We start from the raw sequence: 20,349 nt of genomic DNA, 5'->3' as shown, positions 1-20,349 counted from the left end.
GTCCTATGCATGATTGATTGCCATAGGGCTCACTTGCGTCTCACCTGATAAATCTTGTGCGCGCTATTTGCACGTCCCTAAGGGGGAAATTTCCTGCCATCTTGCCCAGGTGATATCCCAGTATATTTTTGCAGAAAGTCCGTCATAAGCACCAAATGAAAAACCGTCATTCATTTCTATGAGGGCGGTATGACCTTGTGCAGTAACACCAAAATCAATTGCAAAACCACTTGGTGCAATATGCGTATCCAATAGCACTTGCAGTGCCTTCTCTATCTCATTCAAGTCTGGTGTCACCTGTGCATCACCGCCATGATCACAGAGTTTAATATCCTGAATTTCCCCATGCAAAACATACACCCGCCATTCACTCACAAAAGTAACTGCTTCTGAAACCCAGACTGGCATGCTTTTCGAAACTCCATTGAACCGGTAATCATCCGCAAAATCAGGAACGAAACCAGTAAATCGCTTCCAGCCTGAAACTGGTTTGATGAACAAACGTGGGCCACCATTCTGCAAGCGATCCAGCACACGTCGCAAGCTCTTTTCTTGCCATACTTTTCGGTAAAGCCATGGTTTCAATACTTCAGGGTATGGCGTATGCTGAGGCAACTGCGCTCCGAGCAAACGCAGGGCATGATGCACAAACGGCACGGTTCCCATCACCAGCATGTCGTGCGAAAGTGGCACTTTGCCACGTTCCATCATTTTTTCCGATGCAGTCTCTACAGCTATGCCAAGACTGGCTGCATAATCGGCCATCAATCTTTGTTCATGATCCAGATGACCCGGCATTTTTGCCGAGACGATCAATTTTGTGGGCAAAGTTTGCATCAATTCAATAGCAAAGTTCGGTAAATCCATACTCATGACAGCTTACAGATACCGTCATGAGTTTCTGGTTGCACTTTATGGAAATTACTTCAGTAAGCCTGCTTCAAACGCCTTTGTTTAACAGACTCTGCCAAACCTTCCAGCACCTTGATGCTTGATTCCCAATCGATGCAGCCATCTGTTACTGACTGACCATAGACCAGTTCTTTACCTGGCACCAGGTCCTGGCGGCCAGCAACCAGATGGGATTCGATCATGACACCGACGATGCGGGTGTCGCCGTCTGCAATTTGTTTGCCGATATCAGCGCAGACTGGAATCTGGTTAGCGGGATTCTTTGAGCTGTTGGCATGCGATGCATCTATCATCAGGCGGGATGCCAGGCCCGCACTGGCGATGTCCTTGCAGGCTGCATCAACGCTGGCAGCATCATAGTTAGGTGCTTTGCCACCGCGCAGGATGATGTGGCAATCTTCATTGCCATTGGTCGATACGATGGCAGAATGGCCGCCCTTGGTCACCGATAAAAAATGGTGCGGCTGGGAAGAAGCCTTGATTGCATCAACCGCGATTTTGACATTACCGTCTGTACCATTCTTGAAACCTACCGGGCAAGACAGGCCAGATGCCAGTTCCCTGTGAACTTGTGATTCAGTCGTGCGGGCACCAATCGCACCCCAGCTGATCAGGTCAGCGATGTATTGTGGGCTGATGACGTCGAGGTATTCAGTACCGGCAGGCAGGCCGAGTTCGTTGATGTTCAGCAGCAATTCACGTGCTATGCGCAAACCATCATTGATGCGGAAGCTGTTATCGAGGTAAGGATCATTGATGAGACCTTTCCAGCCTACCGTGGTGCGCGGTTTTTCAAAATACACGCGCATGATAATTTCCAGCTCACCGGCGAAGCGCGGGCGCTCTTCTGCCAGGCGCTGTGCATATTCCATTGCGGCTTTGGTGTCATGAATGGAGCAAGGGCCGATCACGACCATCAATCTGTCATCCTGACCGTGCAGAATGCGATGCAGGGCGGTACGGGCATTGGCTGCGGTTTCCGACGCTTTTTCGGAACAGGCAAACTCACGTATCAAATGTGAGGGTGGAACCAGTTCCTTCATTTCGCGTATGCGTAAATCATCGGTGCGTTGCATGTTTTCTCCTGAGAATTCTTAAAAAATAATATGTGTCAATGTAGTTAAATTCTGATCGGTAAAAATAATTACGGATAAATATGGTTCAATTTTTTCCTGGTCCGGTTGCAATTTACTGGTAATAAGTGCAAGGGCAAAAAAAAACCGCCTGATCGGGCGGTTTTTTAGAATTTTGGTTTGGCTCTTTTTCTTCGAGTGCTTACCGTCTTTCCACCGCCCTTGGCTTGGAATAGCTAAAATAAAAGAAGAAAAAGAAAGCAATGTGTTTCATATCAATATTTGCGTATGTATTCAGCTCAATTATTGTTTTTACATGGTTTTACTCGGTAAAACGAGTAATTTAAAACTATAGTGCCTTAGAATTCAGCAATTTGCAAGAATGTTGCGGAAATAAGCTTATTCATTTTTTCCACAAAGGTGGCGGCTCTGGTGGAATATCCCCTTGATTGGGATAAGCGCCAGGTACTGGGCCCTTTCTTTGTACCGCAGCCACTTGCGGCGTATTACGGTTCATCCAGTTACGCAGTTCATTGAGGTTGGCTGCGATGTCGGCACGGTTGGGGGCAAGACGGTTTGCCCTTTCCAACAGATTCAGGGCTTTTTCATTGTCGCCCTGTGCAGCCAGGGCCACAGCCTGATTATTGAGTGCGGAAGCATCAAACGGATTGATCTTGGCGGCTTCTGCAAATTTTTTACTGGCAGCGTTATTATTTCCTTCAGCAAGGAAATTGCGGCCTTCTGCATTTGGGTCTTGCGCATATACGTTTGCAACAAAGCTCAAGGTCGACAAGCCTGCAAAGAGTGATTGAATATGGTGTGCCGCGACTTTCATGATCTCTTGCTTTCAAAAAATACTTAATTACCCTGGTAATACGCCTTGGGAGCGACAGGCGGGAATGTCACCGGTGCCTTGCGCGGCTCAAAGCTGTAGCGCAGGTACAGGGCTGCCGAGGTGTCGTTGAAATCCCCCGAGTTGTCTGCACTGATCTTGCCACCAAGGAATAAATGTGGCGTCAGCTGGTATTCTGCTGCGCCACCCACTTTAAATGCGAACGCTGTCCTGGTCTGGCCAGGGTAGATGGTCTGGATGTTGATGGTGGGGTTGGCCGCAGCAAATTGTTCCAGCTCTGCCTGGTCTGTTGCTGAGTTTGGGTAATACAAGGCTGACAGTTCGCGGAAATGCTGGACACCGAGTGAGGTGGCGAGCTGGTAGGAGAACTTGCCTTTGCGTCCTGCTATCTCTAGCGGTATGCCGAGCGCCACATAGGATTTGGGGCTGAAGTAGCCCCCATGGCCGTAGGTGAAGTAGCGCAGGTTTTTCTGGTAGAAGAAGGAGGTGAGCCCTAAACCAGTGGTGAAGCTGAAGTCATTGGTTTTGTAGGCGCGCCAGTAGGCGCCGACACCAACTTCTGCTTCGGTGTTCTTGGCGACGTTTTTACCTGTGAGGCCGTAGTAGCCAAGGCTGGCATAGACACCGCCATCTTCGCCGTCATAGGAGGCGTCGATCTTGACGCCGGTGCGGGTGATGCCACCCCAGGTGAGTCCGTAGAGGCTGTCTTTGGCTCCGGCATAGGAGAGGTAGCTGTCTGTCACGGAGCGTCTGGCGATTTCTATGCCTAGGCTGGCGCCATCATCACTGCCACTCCAGCGCAGGCCACCGACTACATTTTGTACGGGGAAGCCTATGGGGCTGGAGCCTATGTCGGCTCTGACACCGGCTATTTCGTAGCTGAGGTTGAGGGCGACGCCTTTGGCTTCTTCATCGAGTGTGGCGACATTGGAGAGGCCTTGCTGGCGGGCGATGGTGGTGAACGGGACTTTGGCGTATCTGGCGCGTTCTACCACGATGGCATTGCGGCCAAACTGGCCTGAAACAGCAGGGTCGTTCAGATACAGGGTACCGGCATCGGCCACCACGGGAATGATCTTGAGACCGAACTGACCAAGACCGAGGGTGTTGATGCGGGCTTCGATCGGGATTTCTACATCGGTCAACGCTGACAGGCCTTTTTCTCCACTGCGCGCTCTGGCCGCAACTTCGACCGATACTTCTGTGCGTTTGAGTTCGTTGATCGAATCTATTTCTTTCAGCAACGCCGCTTCTTCTGCGCTTACGTTCGCTGCCTTGACTGGACGGACTTTGCCGGCCTGGGCCAGGTTAGCTGGAGCAGCAGCATAAGCGTTGTTGCCAGCCGCTGCGTATTGTTGAGGTACAGGCACGGGCGCGGCGGAATAGCTGGCTTTGGGTGGCACATAGGGTGTCACCATTGCAGGTATATTCGCAACACTACCGTTTTCATCATTATTTTTGGGTGCAGTCTGGTTTTGCAGTGGATTCGTTTGTACTGATGCAGCTTGTGAAGCCTGTGTTGATTGTGATGCTTGTGATAATGGGCTACGTGTCAGATTAGCTGGTGGAATCTGATATACCGTTGCCGCACCTGTCGCCGTGCTGACATTACCGCTGGAGCCACCCTGCACTGTCGCTGGAATAATATTGCCTGCATAAGCCTGTTGAGGCGCAGGGACCGATACTGGCGCTGGCGCCCTGTTATTCAAGGCAGTAGCGGGCAACTGCGGGATACTGGGCATAGGTGCTGGAGCAGTAGCGGCCATTACCGGATTGGCGGCACGGCTTTGTGCCGCAGCCATGGTCGAGGCTGGCAATTGCGGTATCACATACTGCGGTGCTGCCTGCACAGGCTGAGGTGCCTGTGCATACTGTGGCTGCGCTGTCTGCAAAGGCACACCTACCGGGGCAAAAATCGCGCTCCTGGGATTAGGTGCAACTAGCTGCTGTGGTGCAGGTGCAGGTGCAGGCGCTGCGTATGATGCGGCTGCAAGCTGGGTTCTGCCGCTGCGGTCAGCAAAAGGATTGACACTGAATTCGCTGACATTCGCTGGCTGCGCCTGCGCAACCAGGCGTATACCATTGCCCGACATATCAGCACCTGGTCTTTGTGACTGTTCCAATGCCAGGGCCTGCCTGAAATACTCCAAAGCCTTACCAGTATTACCGCGTGCACGTGCGAGATTTCCGGCCAGGGAAATAAAGCGCGGATTGGATGGCTGCTGTTGCATCAGCGTTGCCAGGTGTTGCTCTGCAGTGTCAAAATCCTTGACCTGTATCGCCGCATACACCAACCCTTGCAAGACTTCAGGATTATCGGGTTCTGACTGCAAAACGCGTTGATATAAATCCTTGGCAGAATCAGTATCACCCGCAGAAGAATAAATGCGTGCCAAAGCCAGCAACAGCAAATTATCTTCAGGGTCAGCGATCAGCATGGGCTGGATAAAATTGAAAGCGCTGGCATAGTCACCGGCTTCACGCGCACGCTCGGAATAGCGCATCGAAACTATACGTTGCAAGTCTTTGTAATCAGTGACTTCTTCGGTGGTCAGCTTGGGCATGTCAGCGACACGGCGCATGACGGCCAGCACTTCTGCTTCCTGATTTGCGCGCAATAAAGCCATGCCATATTGCAGTAACAGACCTGCTTGGGGATTGGGTGTAGCTTCTACTGCACGTTTAACTAGGGCCAGGCCATGCGCAGGGTCGCCCACCTTCATGTGGAAGGCGGCGATGATGCCAACAAATTCTGCATCATTGCCGGCGGCATTTTCTATGATACCCAGCAGTTCGCGCGCTCTTGCGGCATCACCGCGATTGACAAAGACATTCAGGCGATCAACCTGCACCCTGGTCCAGAGACGCTTTTGCAGCTCGAACATTTCAGGTTTTCTGGCAGCGGCAGGCAGGCGCTCCAGCGTGATCAAACCTTCCCACCATAATTGCTGCATGGTGCTCAATAAGGCACTGGCATACAGCGCTTCGGCCTGGGGATTTTCTACATTGGCTATCGCATCCATCAGGGCGCGTGCTGCACCCGGCGCATTCTGCCCCAGGTAGATTTTTGCCAGGGCCATACGCAACCAGGGATTGTCCGGCGTGATCAGCACGGCATCTTCGAGGTTGGCTTGCGCGACGGCGATATTACCCGCTGCTTCAGCCGCCTTGGCTTTGTCCCATAGCTGTGTTGCCTTCAATTCAGACAGCACCGTCATCTGGCGCGGCGACATATAAGCGCTGAGTTCTTCCAGATCCTTGATGCGTTTTTGCAATGCCAGCAAACCTATGAGGCTATCAAGTGCACCCTGGTTCTTTTTATCATCACGCAAGACCAGACGGAAATTCGCCTCGGCACCGACTACATCATTTTCTGCCAGCAAAGCGTCGCCGAGCTGCAATATGCCGACGGCTTCCTTGGGGTCCATTTCCACGGCCTTGCGCAATAAAGCGATACCCTTGCTGCTATTGCTGTCTTCAAAAGCGCTGCGTGCATCTGCGATCATGCCCCAGTAATTGGCACGGTCAAAAGCTGGCTTCCATTGATCCTTGCGATTTGATGGCGACAATTCCACCGCTTTTTGCAAGAGCGTGCGCGACTCGATAAATTCATCCTGGCGCATTTTTACCAGGCCCATACCACCATAGCCGGCTGAATCTTTGGGATGTGATTTGATCAGCGCCTGAAAAGCTGCTTCCGCTGTTTTGAGGTCATTGTCATCCAGCGCCTTGAAAGCCGCAGTGCGTGCTTTTTCTGGCGCGTCACCGTTTAATTTTGACTGGGCTTCTGCCTTATTGCTGTTTTTTGGCTCAGCCCTGGCGACCACTTCAGGTTTTGGCGCTGCTTCTATTTTTTGCTTGCTTTCAGCCGCGGCCTGCACCGCCGTACTTTGCTTGGCAGCCGCCATGACCTTGGCAGGATTGGATTTTTCTTCTGGCACTGCTGGCGCTGGCGGATGACTCAGACTGGCAAGTCGCTCGCTGATGACCTGGTCATTCGGGAACTTATCGAGATAGCGGCGAAAATGTTTCGCATTTTCATTCTTGACACCCATCCAGCTCAAAGCCTGACGCCAGGAATCCCCGGCCTGCTTGCCAACATCAGCCTTGACAGTCAATTGTTCCAGCGCTGCCATACCTTCAAGGCGCGTGGGTTCACGGTAAGTCAGGACCTGGGCATAGGCCAGTGCATAGCGGGTATTGCCTGGATTTTCTTTTTGCAGTTTTTCCAGGCCACGCTTGGCATCAGGATAGCCTGCCTTGGTACCAGCCAATACCTGGAAATATTCGAAAGCGGCATCTCCCTTGAGCTTGGAAGGGTCGCCCATTTGCTTGTAGGCTTCGACTGCGCTGTCAGCATCGCCCTGCTTAGCAAGCTTGCGTGCTTCTTCGAGTTGACCGCCGCTACCACTACCGCCCTGCAAGACGGCATTTTCAGCCGTACGTAATTGCGTGATCGTGGCTTGCGAACCCCGCAGTTTGGAATAATAGGATTTTGCCTGTGCAGTATTGCCTGCCTTGGCTTCAAATAAGACCAGAGCCAGCAAGGCATCAGCATTGGATGGTTCCAGTTTCAAGACCTTGCGCCAGGCATCAGCAGCGTTCTCATCCTTGCCACGCTGTGCCCAGAATTGCGCCTGCTCTTTCAATTGTTGCGTCAAAGGGGTATTCGCGAGAGCTGTCCCGCTTTCCAGATATGCCGTCAAAAGCGCCAGTACCAGCGCTTTCTTCTTAAATGTCATTCATGTCCCCTTTAACTTCTTCGCTAGTGAGAGCATCGTCTGCCAATGCATATAAACAAACACTCACTTCACCTGCATTTTGAAGTAAGCCAGCATAAATAGGAAGTCCATGTGTGGCAGGAATTGTAAATCTATTGTAAATCCAATAAAAAAACCGCTCAAACCAGAAAGATTTGAACAGTTTCATCGCATTGCGCAATTTAAGTCTGATTAGCCTGACTCAGTTACCCTGGTAATACGCCTTGGGAGCGACAGGCGGGAATGTCACCGGTGCCTTGCGCGGCTCAAAGCTGTAGCGCAGGTACAGGGCTGCCGAGGTGTCGTTGAAATCCCCCGAGTTGTCTGCACTGATCTTGCCACCAAGGAATAAATGTGGCGTCAGCTGGTATTCTGCTGCGCCACCCACTTTAAATGCGAACGCTGTCCTGGTCTGGCCAGGGTAGATGGTCTGGATGTTGATGGTGGGGTTGGCCGCAGCAAATTGTTCCAGCTCTGCCTGGTCTGTTGCTGAGTTTGGGTAATACAAGGCTGACAGTTCGCGGAAATGCTGGACACCGAGTGAGGTGGCGAGCTGGTAGGAGAACTTGCCTTTGCGTCCTGCTATCTCTAGCGGTATGCCGAGCGCCACATAGGATTTGGGGCTGAAGTAGCCCCCATGGCCGTAGGTGAAGTAGCGCAGGTTTTTCTGGTAGAAGAAGGAGGTGAGCCCTAAACCAGTGGTGAAGCTGAAGTCATTGGTTTTGTAGGCGCGCCAGTAGGCGCCGACACCAACTTCTGCTTCGGTGTTCTTGGCGACGTTTTTACCTGTGAGGCCGTAGTAGCCAAGGCTGGCATAGACACCGCCATCTTCGCCGTCATAGGAGGCGTCGATCTTGACGCCGGTGCGGGTGATGCCACCCCAGGTGAGTCCGTAGAGGCTGTCTTTGGCTCCGGCATAGGAGAGGTAGCTGTCTGTCACGGAGCGTCTGGCGATTTCTATGCCTAGGCTGGCGCCATCATCACTGCCACTCCAGCGCAGGCCACCGACTACATTTTGTACGGGGAAGCCTATGGGGCTGGAGCCTATGTCGGCTCTGACACCGGCTATTTCGTAGCTGAGGTTGAGGGCGACGCCTTTGGCTTCTTCATCGAGTGTGGCGACATTGGAGAGGCCTTGCTGGCGGGCGATGGTGGTGAACGGGACTTTGGCGTATCTGGCGCGTTCTACCACGATGGCATTGCGGCCAAACTGGCCTGAAACAGCAGGGTCGTTCAGATACAGGGTACCGGCATCGGCCACCACGGGAATGATCTTGAGACCGAACTGACCAAGACCGAGGGTGTTGATGCGGGCTTCGATCGGGATTTCTACATCGGTCAACGCTGACAGGCCTTTTTCTCCACTGCGCGCTCTGGTCGCAATTTCGACCGATACTTCTGTGCGTTTGAGTTCGTTGATCGAATCTATCTCTTTCAGCAACGCCGCTTCTTCGGCACTCACATTGGCGGCCTTCGCTGGCCGCGCTTTGCTACTGTTGCTATTACTAACAGCATATTGCTGCGGCACCGGCACTGTTGCCGTGTAGCTGGCTTTGGGCGGCACATATGGCACAGCTGGCGTGTACTGCGCCAGCATGTTTTGCCCTTCAGGATAAGGGCTTTGCATGGTCGCGCCGTTGCTATAGGTATCTGGCCTGCCACGGTTTGGCTCTGGCGGCGCACCAACTGCCGTTGGCATCTTGGGCTGCAAGGTATTGGCAGGTGGCGGTGCCGACCCCGCAGGTACGCTGGCTGGAGCTGGCTGAACTTTAGGAGCTGGAGGCAAGCTCGGCAAACTTGGAATAGTTTTGGGTTGCGTGCTGCCAGGCGCTACATTATTCAAAGGGACACCGGAGGGTGCTGGCGGTTTAGTCAATGGCTTGCCAACTGGCGCAAATATACCGCCGGTAAAGTTACTGGCTGGCGCTTCTTTCAGGAGCGGCCCTGGTACTGATGCAGGTGCTGCTCCTGGTGCCTGTACAGGTGTCGGTGCTACTGTTCTTAGCTGTGGTTGTTGAGCGTTGGCAGGCGCACCAGATTTGCGATCAGCAAAAGGATTGACCTTGAAATCACCGACCGTACTGGCTGGTGCAGTATCCACCAGACGCAAACCATTCGGACCTGAACCGACCACGGTTTTTTGTGCCTGTTCGAGTGCCAGCGCTTTTTTGAAATAACTGAGGGCGCGGCTATTATTTCCCTGTGCCCTGGCGACATTGCCTGCCAGTGCCAGGTAACGCGGATTATCCGGTTCCTGGCGCAGCAGCACACTCAGGTATTTTTCTGCATTGTCGAGATCACGTGCTTCCATCGCGGCATAGACCAGGCCCTGCAAGACTTCAGGGTTTTCTGGGTCACTTTGCAAAACCTTGACATACAATTCCCGCGCTGATGCGCTATCGCCTGACGCCGTATAAATACGGGCCAGCGTCAGCAGCAGCATCTCGTCATCAGGGGTGGCGATCAGCATGGGCTGTATGTAGGCATAGGCCGTTGCATAATCGCCCGCTTCACGCGCACGCTCGGCATAGCGCATCGCCAATACTCTTTGCAGTTGGGTGAAGGCGGTAATTTCTGTCTCTTGTAGATTGGGCATGGCAGCTACCCGGCGCATGACGGCTTCGAGCTCACCTTCCTGGTTTGCCTGCATCAACGTACCCGCATATTGCAACAATAAGCCTGCTGCCGGTTTGGGCGTATTTTGCACAGCCTCGCGCAACATGGCGTAACCACGTTCCTTGTTGCCCAACTGTATATACAGGTTCGCCATGGTGCCGGTGAATTCCATATCATTGCCGGCGACTTGCTCTACCTGTGTCAATATCTCACTCGCCTGACTGGTATTGCCGCGCCTGGCCAGCAAGGTGATTCGGTCTATCTGTACCCTGATCCACAGGCGTTTTTGCAGATCCACCATTTCTTTCTTGCGTGAAGCTGCGGGTACTCTTTCCAGCGTATTCAGGGCTTCCCACCAGAGTTGCTGCATTTCGCTGAGCAAGGCGCTGACATACAACGCTTCAGGGTCTGGTGCTTCCACATTGGTCATCGCTTCGATCAGGGCGCGGGCCTGTCCTGGCATGTCGCGCTTCAGGTAAATCCTGGCGAGCGCCATGCGCAGCCAGGCATTGTCCGGCTTGATCATGATGGCATCTTCCAGCATTTTTTGTGCTGTGCTGATGTCACCTGTGGCTTCTGCAGCCTTGGCCTTGTTCCATAAATCTTCTGATTTCAGATTGGCGATGATGGCCAGATGGCGCGGCAGCATGATACTGCTCAAGGCTTCCAGATCAGCAATACGTTTTTGTAAAACCAGCACACCAATCACACCATCAAGTGCGCGGATATTGGTTTTGTCTGCATCAAGGACGCGGCGGTAATTTTCTTCTGCGCCTTTTAAATCATTTTCTGCCTGCAAGGCGTCAGCGAGCTGCAGGATACCGGCTGGCTCCTTGCCATTCAGGGCAATCGCCTTGCGCAGGAAATCAATACCTTTGGTGCTGTCACCATCTTCAAAGGCATTCCTCGCCTCGGCCACGGTTGCCCAATAGCTGGCATCGTCAGAAGCTTGCTTCCATTGGTCTTTCGATTGTGCAGGTGAATAATCGACTGCCTTATGCAAGAAAGTGCGCGCCTCAATGAACTCTTCCTGGCGCATCTTGACCAGCCCCATGCCGCCATAACCTATCGGGTTTTTGGGATAGTTTTTGATCAGCCCCTGAAATTCGGCTTCTGCTGCCTCAATCTCATTATCTTCCAGTGCCTTGAAGCCAGCGATGCGGCTTTTCTCTATAGGATTTTCTGCGACTGGCTTGGGTTTTGGTGCTGCCTTATCAACTTTATCAGCCTTATCAGCCTTCTCATGCTTATCGACCTTTTCAGTCTTATCTATCTTCTCAGACTTATCGACCTTTTCAGTTTTCACTGACTTGTCTGCGAGCTTGATCTCTGCCGGCTTTACAGTCTGTACGGTTTGTGCAGTTTGCACTGCTGGCGGAGTAACTGCCGCAGGTCTGGTCAAACCCGCCATCCTGTCCCTGATGAGCTGGTCATCAGGATGTTTTTCGAGATAGTGGTTGAAGTATTTGGCATTTTCCGGCTTCATACCCATCCAGCTCAGGGACTGACGCCAGGATTCTGTCGCCTGCTTGCCGACATCGGGCCTGCTACTGAGACCTTCGAGCAAGGCCATGCCCTCTACCCTGCTGGGCTCACGGTAAGTCAGTACCTGGGCGTAGGCGAGTGCGTATTTGCTGTTGCCTGGATTTTCCTTGCTGAGTTTTTCCAATCCCTTCCGGGCTTCAGCATGACCATTCTTGGTGCCGGCGAGAACCTGGAAGTATTCGAAAGCGGCATCGCCTTTGAGTTTGGAAGGATCACCTATCTGCTTGTAGGCATCGACTGCGGCTTCAGTATCACCCTGTTTGGCAAGCAAGCGGGCATTTTCCAGCTGGCCTACGCCACCATTGCTACCCCGGCGCAAAGCCTGTTCAACATTACGTATTTGTGCAGAACTCGCCTGCGTACCACGCAAACGCGAAAAATAGGTTTTGGCCTGCTCGGGATTACCTGCCTTGGCTTCAAGTACGGACAAGGCCATCAGCGCATCGATATTATTGGCATCAACCTTCAACAACTTGCGCCAGATATCTGCCGCATTGTCGTCACGGCCGCGTTGTTGCCAGAACTGCGCCTGCTCTTTCAATTGCTGTGTCAAAGCTGATTGCGCGAACGCAGTTTCGCTATCAAAAAAAACCGTCAAAAGCGCAAAGACTATCGCTTTCTTCTTGAAGACCATTTACTTCCCCTAATGATCGCTTTTTTCTGTGAGTCAGCTTGTTTATCGTCACCTCAGAAAATCAGCACTGTGTCAGGTGTTAAATCAAGAAAATGGGCAGCGCTATCTACTTATTTTACGCTTCAGATAGAACGCCGCCCAAACAACTCAATCCATTTCAATTATTTCTTTTTATCTTCCAGCGCCAGGCGGGATGCTGCTTTCTTGCGCAAGAAACGGAACAGCATGGTCGCAGCAATCAACGAGGCCAACATCAGGAAAATAATCATGATGAAAGGCTGGGTAGATAAATGCCACTTCAACCAGGTCCACCAGGGCAAGCTGCCTGAGTAATAGGTTTCACCTATTTGTGCATTGGCGATACGCTCGCCCTTGATGAGCACCAGATCACCCTGGAATTTGCTACGCAGATCAGCCTTGTTCAAACCCGCGGTCAGATCAGCCAGGCTGGCCGAGTCACCAGAGGTCATGACAATCACGCTGTGTCCGCTGGACAAAGGTGATTCAAACTGCATCATGGCACCAAAGGCATTGCCAGTCTTGGCCAGCATTTCACCGGCATGGCGTTCCATGGTATCAAGATCACGGCCAGCCCAGCGTGTCACGAGACGCAGGAAACCTGTAGGCAATTGCAGACGGTTGCCGTTTTCATCCATGCTCATCGGCATGTATTTTGACCATTGTTTGAGCAAAGGCAGATTGCCGCTTGCACCTAACAGCAGGAAGTCTTTATCACTATGTTTTTCAACGTCAGCGCTACGGATCAGGGTACTGTTCAGTACCGGGTAACCTGTAGATTCACCCATGCGGCCCATGACATTGAGGAACAATTCCATCTCTTGCGCATTTGGACGGTCTGGCATGACGATGGCTGTTTGCGCCAGGTCTGCCATGCGTGTGAATGGGAAGCCGGCATTTGCCATATATGCCAGATTAGGCATGGCAGCATAGTGTGGCATGTTCGAAAAATCGATCGTTGAATCTGGATCTATAGCAGAGCGCACATTGTCCAGATACACATCTTTACATGCCCCTTGTTTTGGGTAATCGTAAAAGAAGTGGAATTGCAACTGGTTCTCTGCACCGATGCGGAAAGTCGGCACCTGGATTTCATCCTGGGCATAACGTTGGCCATCCTTGAAGAACAGCATGACCGATTCCTTGATCTTGCCTTTTTCTACCTGCGTGCCGGACAAAGGCAGGGAGCGCACGAACTCATCATTGATACCGATGTTCAAAGTCGATTTATCAACGGTAGGACGCGGCGTGAAACGGTAACGCAAATCGATAGGCACGCCTTCTTTTTGCCAGGTGAACAAATCAGGCGCAACGCGCAGGTTCACGCGTATCAGGTCTGGTGTCAGGCCATTGACTTTCAGTGCCGGTGGCGCAGCCAGTTCACCAAACTTGACTGGTCTATCAGTAGGCAGCCATTTTGGCGCATCGTAGGCTTTGCGTGGATCGATTTCTTTAAGATTCTTGATCACGGCAGATTCGCCAGACATGGCCATCTGACCCATGGTCAGGGCTTGTACGGCAATCTTGAGTTCATTGACATCACGTCCCAGCACCAGCAACAACTTGGCTTTGGGGTTGGCTGGATTTGCCATGATAGCCAGGGTCGGGCCAGCAATCGCTGGCAAAGTCACGCCTGCCGGTGCTTCATTGGCGGTGGCAAACAACACGGCGTTACCACGTGGCAGGGTATTGGCTTCGATAGGAAAGCGTGCGCCACGATAAGAAGACAGATGTCCAAACCAGGAAGCAACGACACCCGCATTGCGCAAGACTTCCAGTGAAGGTGTTGCGGGCAGGATAAAAGGCAGCTCCAGCAATTTGTTGTCGCGTCTGTCAAAGAAAGGCGCTGGCAACATACCCAGGTCATTTGCCAGGGTCAGGGGAGAAACTGTCAATTCCAGATTGGTGGTGTGACTGAGCTTGGCCCACAGGCTGGAGTGATAAGGGTCTTCACAATCCCTGGTGTAATGGCCTATGAGTTTAAAACTGAGTTGATTGAAGTCAGCAAAAAACCGTGGATCTATCACGTCTTCACGCACTATGCCTTTGGACGTCTCTCTCGGTAAAGGAACAACACTGACCAGTTCATTGTTGACCAGCACCTGTATGTGCGACAGATCAGGCAATAAGGCAGGTGAATAGGCAATGCCATATTTTACCTTGGCTGCGGTAATCACCTCGTCACTGCGTACGGTGAAGGGGAAAGAACGCTCGCCCTCGGTGCCACGCAATTCGACACTGGAGCTGACGCCTATCATGTCCTTGAGGCTGATGTTATAGGTCTTTTGTCCACCGATCACCGAGGTTGGCTGCAAGTCTTCCAACGCAATTTTTTCAGTAACGGCAGGCTGGGCGGTAGCTGTTGCTGAAGCACTCGCGCTCGCATGTTTGGACTTGGCCAAACCATCTTCATGGTGCGCTACCGCTGTTACGCCACAAAGTATGGCCAGAGCCGTGCTACTGCCTTTGCGCGTTAATTTAGCTCTGACACTTGTCACGATGTTTTTCACGATGGACGCCTCATTTATTTTATTCATATGCCCTGTTCTTTCCGCTACGTATTGCTTCATGCTGCTACCAAACCTGCTGAACCCGCGCATGCTGTGGTAGGCGATTTCTTTCAAACCATTCAGCGGGTGGTCGATATCCCTGTCGTTTGACCAGCTGAGCCAGACGTCGGCACGGCCTATGGTGCAATTGATCAAATCCATTTCCTGCTGCAAATCGAGCGGCGCGAATTGCACACTAAGCAGATTATCCTTGAAGAACACTGTCCTGGCCGGAAATACTGACTCCCCGTTGGTGCCATACAGGGAAATCATCAAATCTTCATCCTTGTGCATCTGAAAACCTTCAGGTACACGGAAAGACATGCCACCCATGGAAAAATCTTCAGTACGGCAAACTATGGAGTGACCATTGTTCAAACGCAGGGTCGCATTCAATACTGCCCTGACCCTGTGTGTGCGTCTTACCTGTTTGGATTCTGTTGCCACGGCAAGGGTAGCACCAAGGATAACCAGGTTATAAATCGTCCACAGCATATTCAGAATAACGGTATCCATCTCGTAGGTATTCCACCACAATGCACGGCCAATACCGACAAAAAATCCCAACACATTCATGCCCAGCATGATCAGGTAGGGCTTGGAAATCGACCAGTCAAAATGCTCCTGCTCGACCAGACCACCTTTGGCAGTCACGTTGAACTTACCAAGTTTTGGGTTGATCAGCGCTACCAGTGTGGGGCGGAAGATATACCAGGCCAGCGTCGCCTCATACACCTCGGCCCAGAAGGAATGCCGGTGCGCGCCCTGTATGCGTGAATTGGTGAGGTTGGCGTGTAAAAGGTGAGGCAAGGAGTAAGCTGCGATCGACAAGGCCGAAGCCTTGATAATATGCACCTCAAAGAACAGATAGGACAATGGTGCCAGCAAGAACACCATGCGCGGCAAACCATAAAAGAAATGCAGCATGGCATTGCTGTAGCAAAGCCGCTGGCCAAAACTAAGCCCCTTGCCCAGCAGGGGATTATCAGTACGGAAAATCTGCGCCATGCCACGCGCCCAGCGTATACGCTGACCAACGTGCGCAGACAAGCTCTCAGTTGCCAGACCCGCAGCCTGCGGCAGGGCCAGGTAGGCAGTGTTATAGCCAAGGCGCTGCATTTTCAATGCCGTGTGGGCATCTTCGGTCACGGTTTCTACCGCAATGCCGCCGACTTCTTCGAGATAGGTGCGACGCAGGATGGCGCAGGAACCGCAAAAGAAAGTCGCATTCCACAGGTCATTACCGTCCTGTATCAGGCCGTAAAATAATTCACCTTCATTTGGTACATTGCGGAAGGTTTGCAAATTGCGTTCAAACGGATCTGGTGATAAAAAATGATGGGGTGTCTGTACCATCGCCAGCTTGGGATCAACCAGGAACCAGCCCATCGTATATTGCAAAAACGAACGCGTAGGCATGTGATCGCAATCAAAGATCGCGACGAAATCTCCGGTCGTGCGTTTTAAGGCAGCATTGATATTACCGGCCTTCGCATGATTATTATCCGCACGGGTAAAACACTGTACACCGACTGAGGCCGCAAATTCGGCAAAGGCAGGGCGACGTCCGTCATCGAGGATAATGATATTGAGTTTATCCTTGGGCCAGTCTATACCCATCGCCGCCAGCACGGTAGGCTTAACTACGGCCAGGTCTTCGTTGTAGCTGGGGATGAACAGATCTATCGTAGGCCAGGTCGAGGTATCTGGCGGCATCATGACTGGCTTACGCTTTAAAGGCCAGGCAGTTTGCAAGTAACCCAGCAACAGCACCAGCCAGGCATACACCTCAGCCATGATCAACACCAGCGCAAAGAACAGGTCGATCAGATTGTCTGTGCCTATGGTGTATGTGATGCGCCAATAGATATAGCGGCTGGTGGCACTGATGGAGAACATCACCATCACAAGTGAAATCAGCGTGCCGGTATACCGACGCAGATACAGCGCAGTACTAAAAATGATAATCGAAAACAGTGTTTGCAGCGGCAAATCCAGCGGGATGCTGATACTGGTCCAGTACAAAAACACTGCGACCATCAAGGCCAGAAAACGCGGTGTCTTGCGCTCCCAGCCTGGCCAGTTGACCATGGCACGCCCCAGGTCGTTGAGGCGACCATAGAGATATCGGGAGTTAAGTATCGAACGCATTTAATCAACCAATCTGAAATTCGTTTGCAGCCAGGCCGTCAGCTCTTGCATGTCATGCGTAGCAGAACAATGCTGTGAATAATAGGAAACTGGTGTCTGGCAAGCCAGCGCTTCACTGACTGCCTCATCCTTGTGAATAGTGACAGGTATGAAGCGTTTACCCAGACTGCTGCGCAACATGCCAAACACATCGCGGCTCAATTGCTTGACGGCGTCCATCTGATTCAGCAGATAGCAATAACCCAGAAACTCCTTACGGTCAGCACAGTAATAATCGATCAGGGATTCTATCGATGGTATCGTTGAATAAGAGGCCGCATCTGGCTTTAACACCACCAGCGCATAATTTGCTGCATGCAAGACCTGTTGCAGATAAATACTGGGACCAGGTGGCGTGTCTATCAGGACCACGCTATTTTCAGATAAATTCAGCGAAGCCAGTTTCTTTGCGAGCCATTTTGGATCGGCCTTGATTTCCTGTTCGAAAACTGCACGCTGACCTTCATCCACACTGCCATAAGGCAGAAAATCGACACCATAGGCGCTCTCAAACAAGAAATTTGTCCAGCTATTTTCCATGGTTTCTTGCTGCGCAATACCACTAGCATCATCATGTGCCATACCAAAATGCAATCTGAGTGCGTTTTGCGGATCGAGGTCCAGTATGGTGATGCGTGGACCGAGACGGGCCAGGGATGCCGCCAGATTTGCGGTAACGGTAGTTTTACCTACCCCACCCTTGGGAGAAATGACGGCAACTACCCTCATGGTTTAAATATTTTTTTAAAGAATGAATTGGTACCCGCATCGGCTGGCTTGGCTTCTTCCTGCTTGCCAGCCAGGCGACCAAAGACTGCACTGACCGGTTGGTCTTTGCTGGCGGGTTTGGTTTTCACGCTTTGATTACGCTGTTCTTCAACATGTACATGGGCTTGTTTCACAGGCATGGCATGCGCTGCAGGTATGCTGTGTATGACAGTAGCCGGCATCACTTGCGCAGGACTGACATTCACAGGTTTGCGTATGTCAGTGCTTGCAGCAATACCGGGCACAGCATGCGCAGGCGCTTCCACTTCACGCTCAGGTGAGACCTGGCCCCTGCCGGAAAACAAGCCACTGGTAACAGACTCTTTTTTACCAGCAGTATTTTGCTTTGGTGCCGAAGGTAAAACTCTTGACAAAAATGGAGACGCTACTTCTGGTTCCGGCTCTTGCTCTTCGACTGCAGCCTTTTGCATCAGCATTTGCTTCAAAGGCAATTGAGAGCTGTGCCTGATACTTGCATGCCCCTCAGGCGCGGCTTGCGCGGCGCTAACTTTAACCGCAGTTGCTCTGCTCACCGTAGTTTTCGCGGCAGCGGGACGGAAAGGACTGTCATTCAAATGGACTGGCGCAGCCAGCTCTTCTTCCCTGTACTGAGCACGTGCGGGTGCTGCGGCAGGAACTGGTCCCGCGTGCAGATGTACGTCACGCAACAAGGGCCAGCGCTGTTTTGCCTGTTCACTGTCAGCGTCGCGATTGATTTCGCGATACGCATCAGTCGATTGCCCAAATTTCTGAAAAAGATTTTTTACGTCATCATCCATAATGTTCACCAGCTCCGGTTACTTGCAGCGTCACGATTCAATTAACGACGTGTGAAATAAGACGGTTCTTCTGACTGCTTCTTCAAATCAAATACAAATAATTGTCCATCTTCGAATACGCCAGCCCGCTGTGTCAGACGCAAGGACTTGTCCATACCCAGGCCATCAAACCATTGCGCATAAACACCTTCCAGCAAAGCTGGTGACCATTCCAGTGCCTGTTCTCCGAACGCCACTTTCAGTGGCGAGGCGTGGTGGGCAACGACCAGCGCATCGGTTTCTTCAACCAGATCAACCCAGCCCCAGTTCATTTCTGACCAAACCTTGTTCATGCATGCTTCCAGCGCTTGCAGGCTGCTGCCGTCATCCACATGAAAACCCGCAGCCATGGTGCGACCCAGTTGATGCATGAAAGCGCGCAGGTCGCCAGGCTCCCCTTTGGAAGCGAACTCAGCAGAAAATGCTCCAAGGAAAGATCTCCATTGAACTGAGCACTGCTGCTCTTCGTAATAACGAATAGTTTTTGTGGACATGCTGATTACACCTTTGCGTTAACTTTTTCTCTATGGCTACTATCGTGACACGCAAATCATAGAGAGTGTTGATTCGTTGCGACTTTACCACTCGCCATTATTGCTAGTCCAGCCTATATGAATGGTGAATTGTCAACAATTAATAATAAGACCAAGCATTTATAAAAATTTAATTATTTTGCAAACCATTTTCACAATTACTGAGCTAAAACAGCACAATTTATTGGCGTTTGCACTATGCGTCACACATTACCAATGCAGACAAGCGTGCTCACAAAAAACGGTCAGAGGGTGTTAACAGGCGCGGGAAAATTTCAGCATGGTCGCGCAATTGAAACGTCAGCGCCCACCCATTAAACCGGCCAGCAACCAGTCTATAATTTTTTGTATGCTTAAAGACGCGGGATTATCCGGCTTGTACTCGAGCACCGGGCGCTCATAGGCGAGCGCTTCCTCGACTTGCGGACTTTCCTGAACGATGTAGGGCACCATGCGCTCACCCAGCCTGTCGGCAATCAAGGCAAGCACATCTTGCGCCAGTTGCCGCTTTGAACCCTGATTAACTATATAAGCGGAACCAATATCTGCCTGATTTCTATGTCCATAGGTGGAAATCAATTCTTCCATCTCGGGCAGGGTTGAATATGAAGCCGCATCGGCGAGAACCACAACCAATAAAAAGTCTGCTGCATGGATCGCCTGCTTTAGGTAGACCGAAGGCCCAGGCGGTGTATCCAGCAAGACGATGGCATTGGCAGGCAGTTTTGCAGCCTGCAACTTCTTGCGCAGCCAGGGCTCTTGCTGCTCGAGCACATCTTCAAAACGCATGCGCTGCTTTTCGCCACCATTGCCAAAGGGGACAAAATTCAATCCGAATTGACTCGTGTAGCAAGCATCCATCAACTTGGCGCGTGCCGCCGTCAACAGGCTGACACCATTGGTCTCGCCTGCCTCAAGGCCGCCAAGATGCCATTGCATGGCATTTTGCGGATCAAGATCAACAATAGTGACAGGAAACCCACGCTGCGCCATGCCTACACCCAGATTCGCGGTGATCGTGGTCTTGCCGACCCCACCTTTCGCAGAGACAATGGCAATGACTATCATGTGTGCAAGCCC

At 51.8% G+C, this 20,349-nt stretch carries 11 protein-coding genes; all 11 read right to left on the bottom strand.

All coding sequences use genetic code 11. The features are described 5' to 3' along the window. Positions 1–63: 63 nt before the first annotated feature. The 11 genes from ACO0LN_RS11590 to bcsQ (ACO0LN_RS11540) all read right to left on the bottom strand — a co-directional run bounded on the left by ACO0LN_RS11590 (position 64) and on the right by bcsQ (ACO0LN_RS11540) (position 20,337). Positions 64–708 (bottom strand): ATP-grasp domain-containing protein, encoded by a 645-nt coding sequence (locus ACO0LN_RS11590; RefSeq protein ID WP_422973855.1) that lies wholly within the window; start codon positions 706–708, stop codon positions 64–66. Between the two features lie 218 nt (positions 709–926). Further along, on the bottom strand, positions 927–1,988 hold the full coding sequence (gene aroG / locus ACO0LN_RS11585) for a 3-deoxy-7-phosphoheptulonate synthase AroG (RefSeq protein WP_422973853.1): 1,062 nt from the start codon (positions 1,986–1,988) through the stop codon (positions 927–929). A gap of 400 nt (positions 1,989–2,388) precedes the next feature. Beyond that, complete coding sequence (locus ACO0LN_RS11580; protein ID WP_422973851.1) at positions 2,389–2,820, bottom strand: tetratricopeptide repeat protein; 432 nt, start codon at positions 2,818–2,820, stop codon at positions 2,389–2,391. 23 nt (positions 2,821–2,843) lie between these two features. Beyond that, on the bottom strand, positions 2,844–7,580 hold the full coding sequence (locus tag ACO0LN_RS11575) for a cellulose synthase subunit BcsC-related outer membrane protein (protein ID WP_422973849.1): 4,737 nt from the start codon (positions 7,578–7,580) through the stop codon (positions 2,844–2,846). Next, a complete protein-coding gene (locus tag ACO0LN_RS11570; RefSeq protein ID WP_422973847.1) occupies positions 7,570–7,767 on the bottom strand; it encodes a hypothetical protein in 198 nt (65 codons plus the stop codon). The genes ACO0LN_RS11575 and ACO0LN_RS11570 overlap by 11 nt, the downstream gene beginning before the upstream one ends. A 33-nt stretch (positions 7,768–7,800) precedes the next feature. Further along, entirely contained in the window at positions 7,801–12,393 is a 4,593-nt protein-coding gene (locus ACO0LN_RS11565) for a cellulose synthase subunit BcsC-related outer membrane protein (RefSeq protein WP_422973845.1), read from the bottom strand. 161 nt (positions 12,394–12,554) lie between these two features. Beyond that, the gene (gene bcsA, locus ACO0LN_RS11560) at positions 12,555–17,111 is read right to left on the bottom strand and encodes a UDP-forming cellulose synthase catalytic subunit (protein ID WP_422973843.1); all 4,557 of its coding nucleotides are present in this window, start codon (positions 17,109–17,111) and stop codon (positions 12,555–12,557) included. Next, positions 17,112–17,879, bottom strand: a complete 768-nt coding sequence (gene bcsQ, locus ACO0LN_RS11555) for a cellulose biosynthesis protein BcsQ (protein ID WP_422973841.1) — start codon at positions 17,877–17,879, stop codon at positions 17,112–17,114. Continuing rightward, positions 17,876–18,697, bottom strand: coding sequence for a cellulose biosynthesis protein BcsP (gene bcsP, locus ACO0LN_RS11550; protein WP_422973839.1), 822 nt, complete (start codon positions 18,695–18,697; stop codon positions 17,876–17,878). The genes bcsQ (ACO0LN_RS11555) and bcsP overlap by 4 nt, the downstream gene beginning before the upstream one ends. Positions 18,698–18,738: 41 nt before the next feature. Beyond that, complete coding sequence (bcsD, locus tag ACO0LN_RS11545; protein ID WP_422973837.1) at positions 18,739–19,230, bottom strand: cellulose biosynthesis protein BcsD; 492 nt, start codon at positions 19,228–19,230, stop codon at positions 18,739–18,741. Positions 19,231–19,569: 339 nt separating this feature from the next. Next, the gene (gene bcsQ, locus ACO0LN_RS11540) at positions 19,570–20,337 is read right to left on the bottom strand and encodes a cellulose biosynthesis protein BcsQ (protein WP_422973835.1); all 768 of its coding nucleotides are present in this window, start codon (positions 20,335–20,337) and stop codon (positions 19,570–19,572) included. Positions 20,338–20,349 lie beyond the last annotated feature (12 nt).

The sequence above is a fragment of the Undibacterium sp. TC9W genome, assembly GCF_049339865.1.
GTDB lineage: Bacteria > Pseudomonadota > Gammaproteobacteria > Burkholderiales > Burkholderiaceae_D > Undibacterium.
The sequence above is the reverse complement of the archived record's forward strand: the minus strand, read 5'-3'. Positions and strand labels throughout refer to the sequence as shown.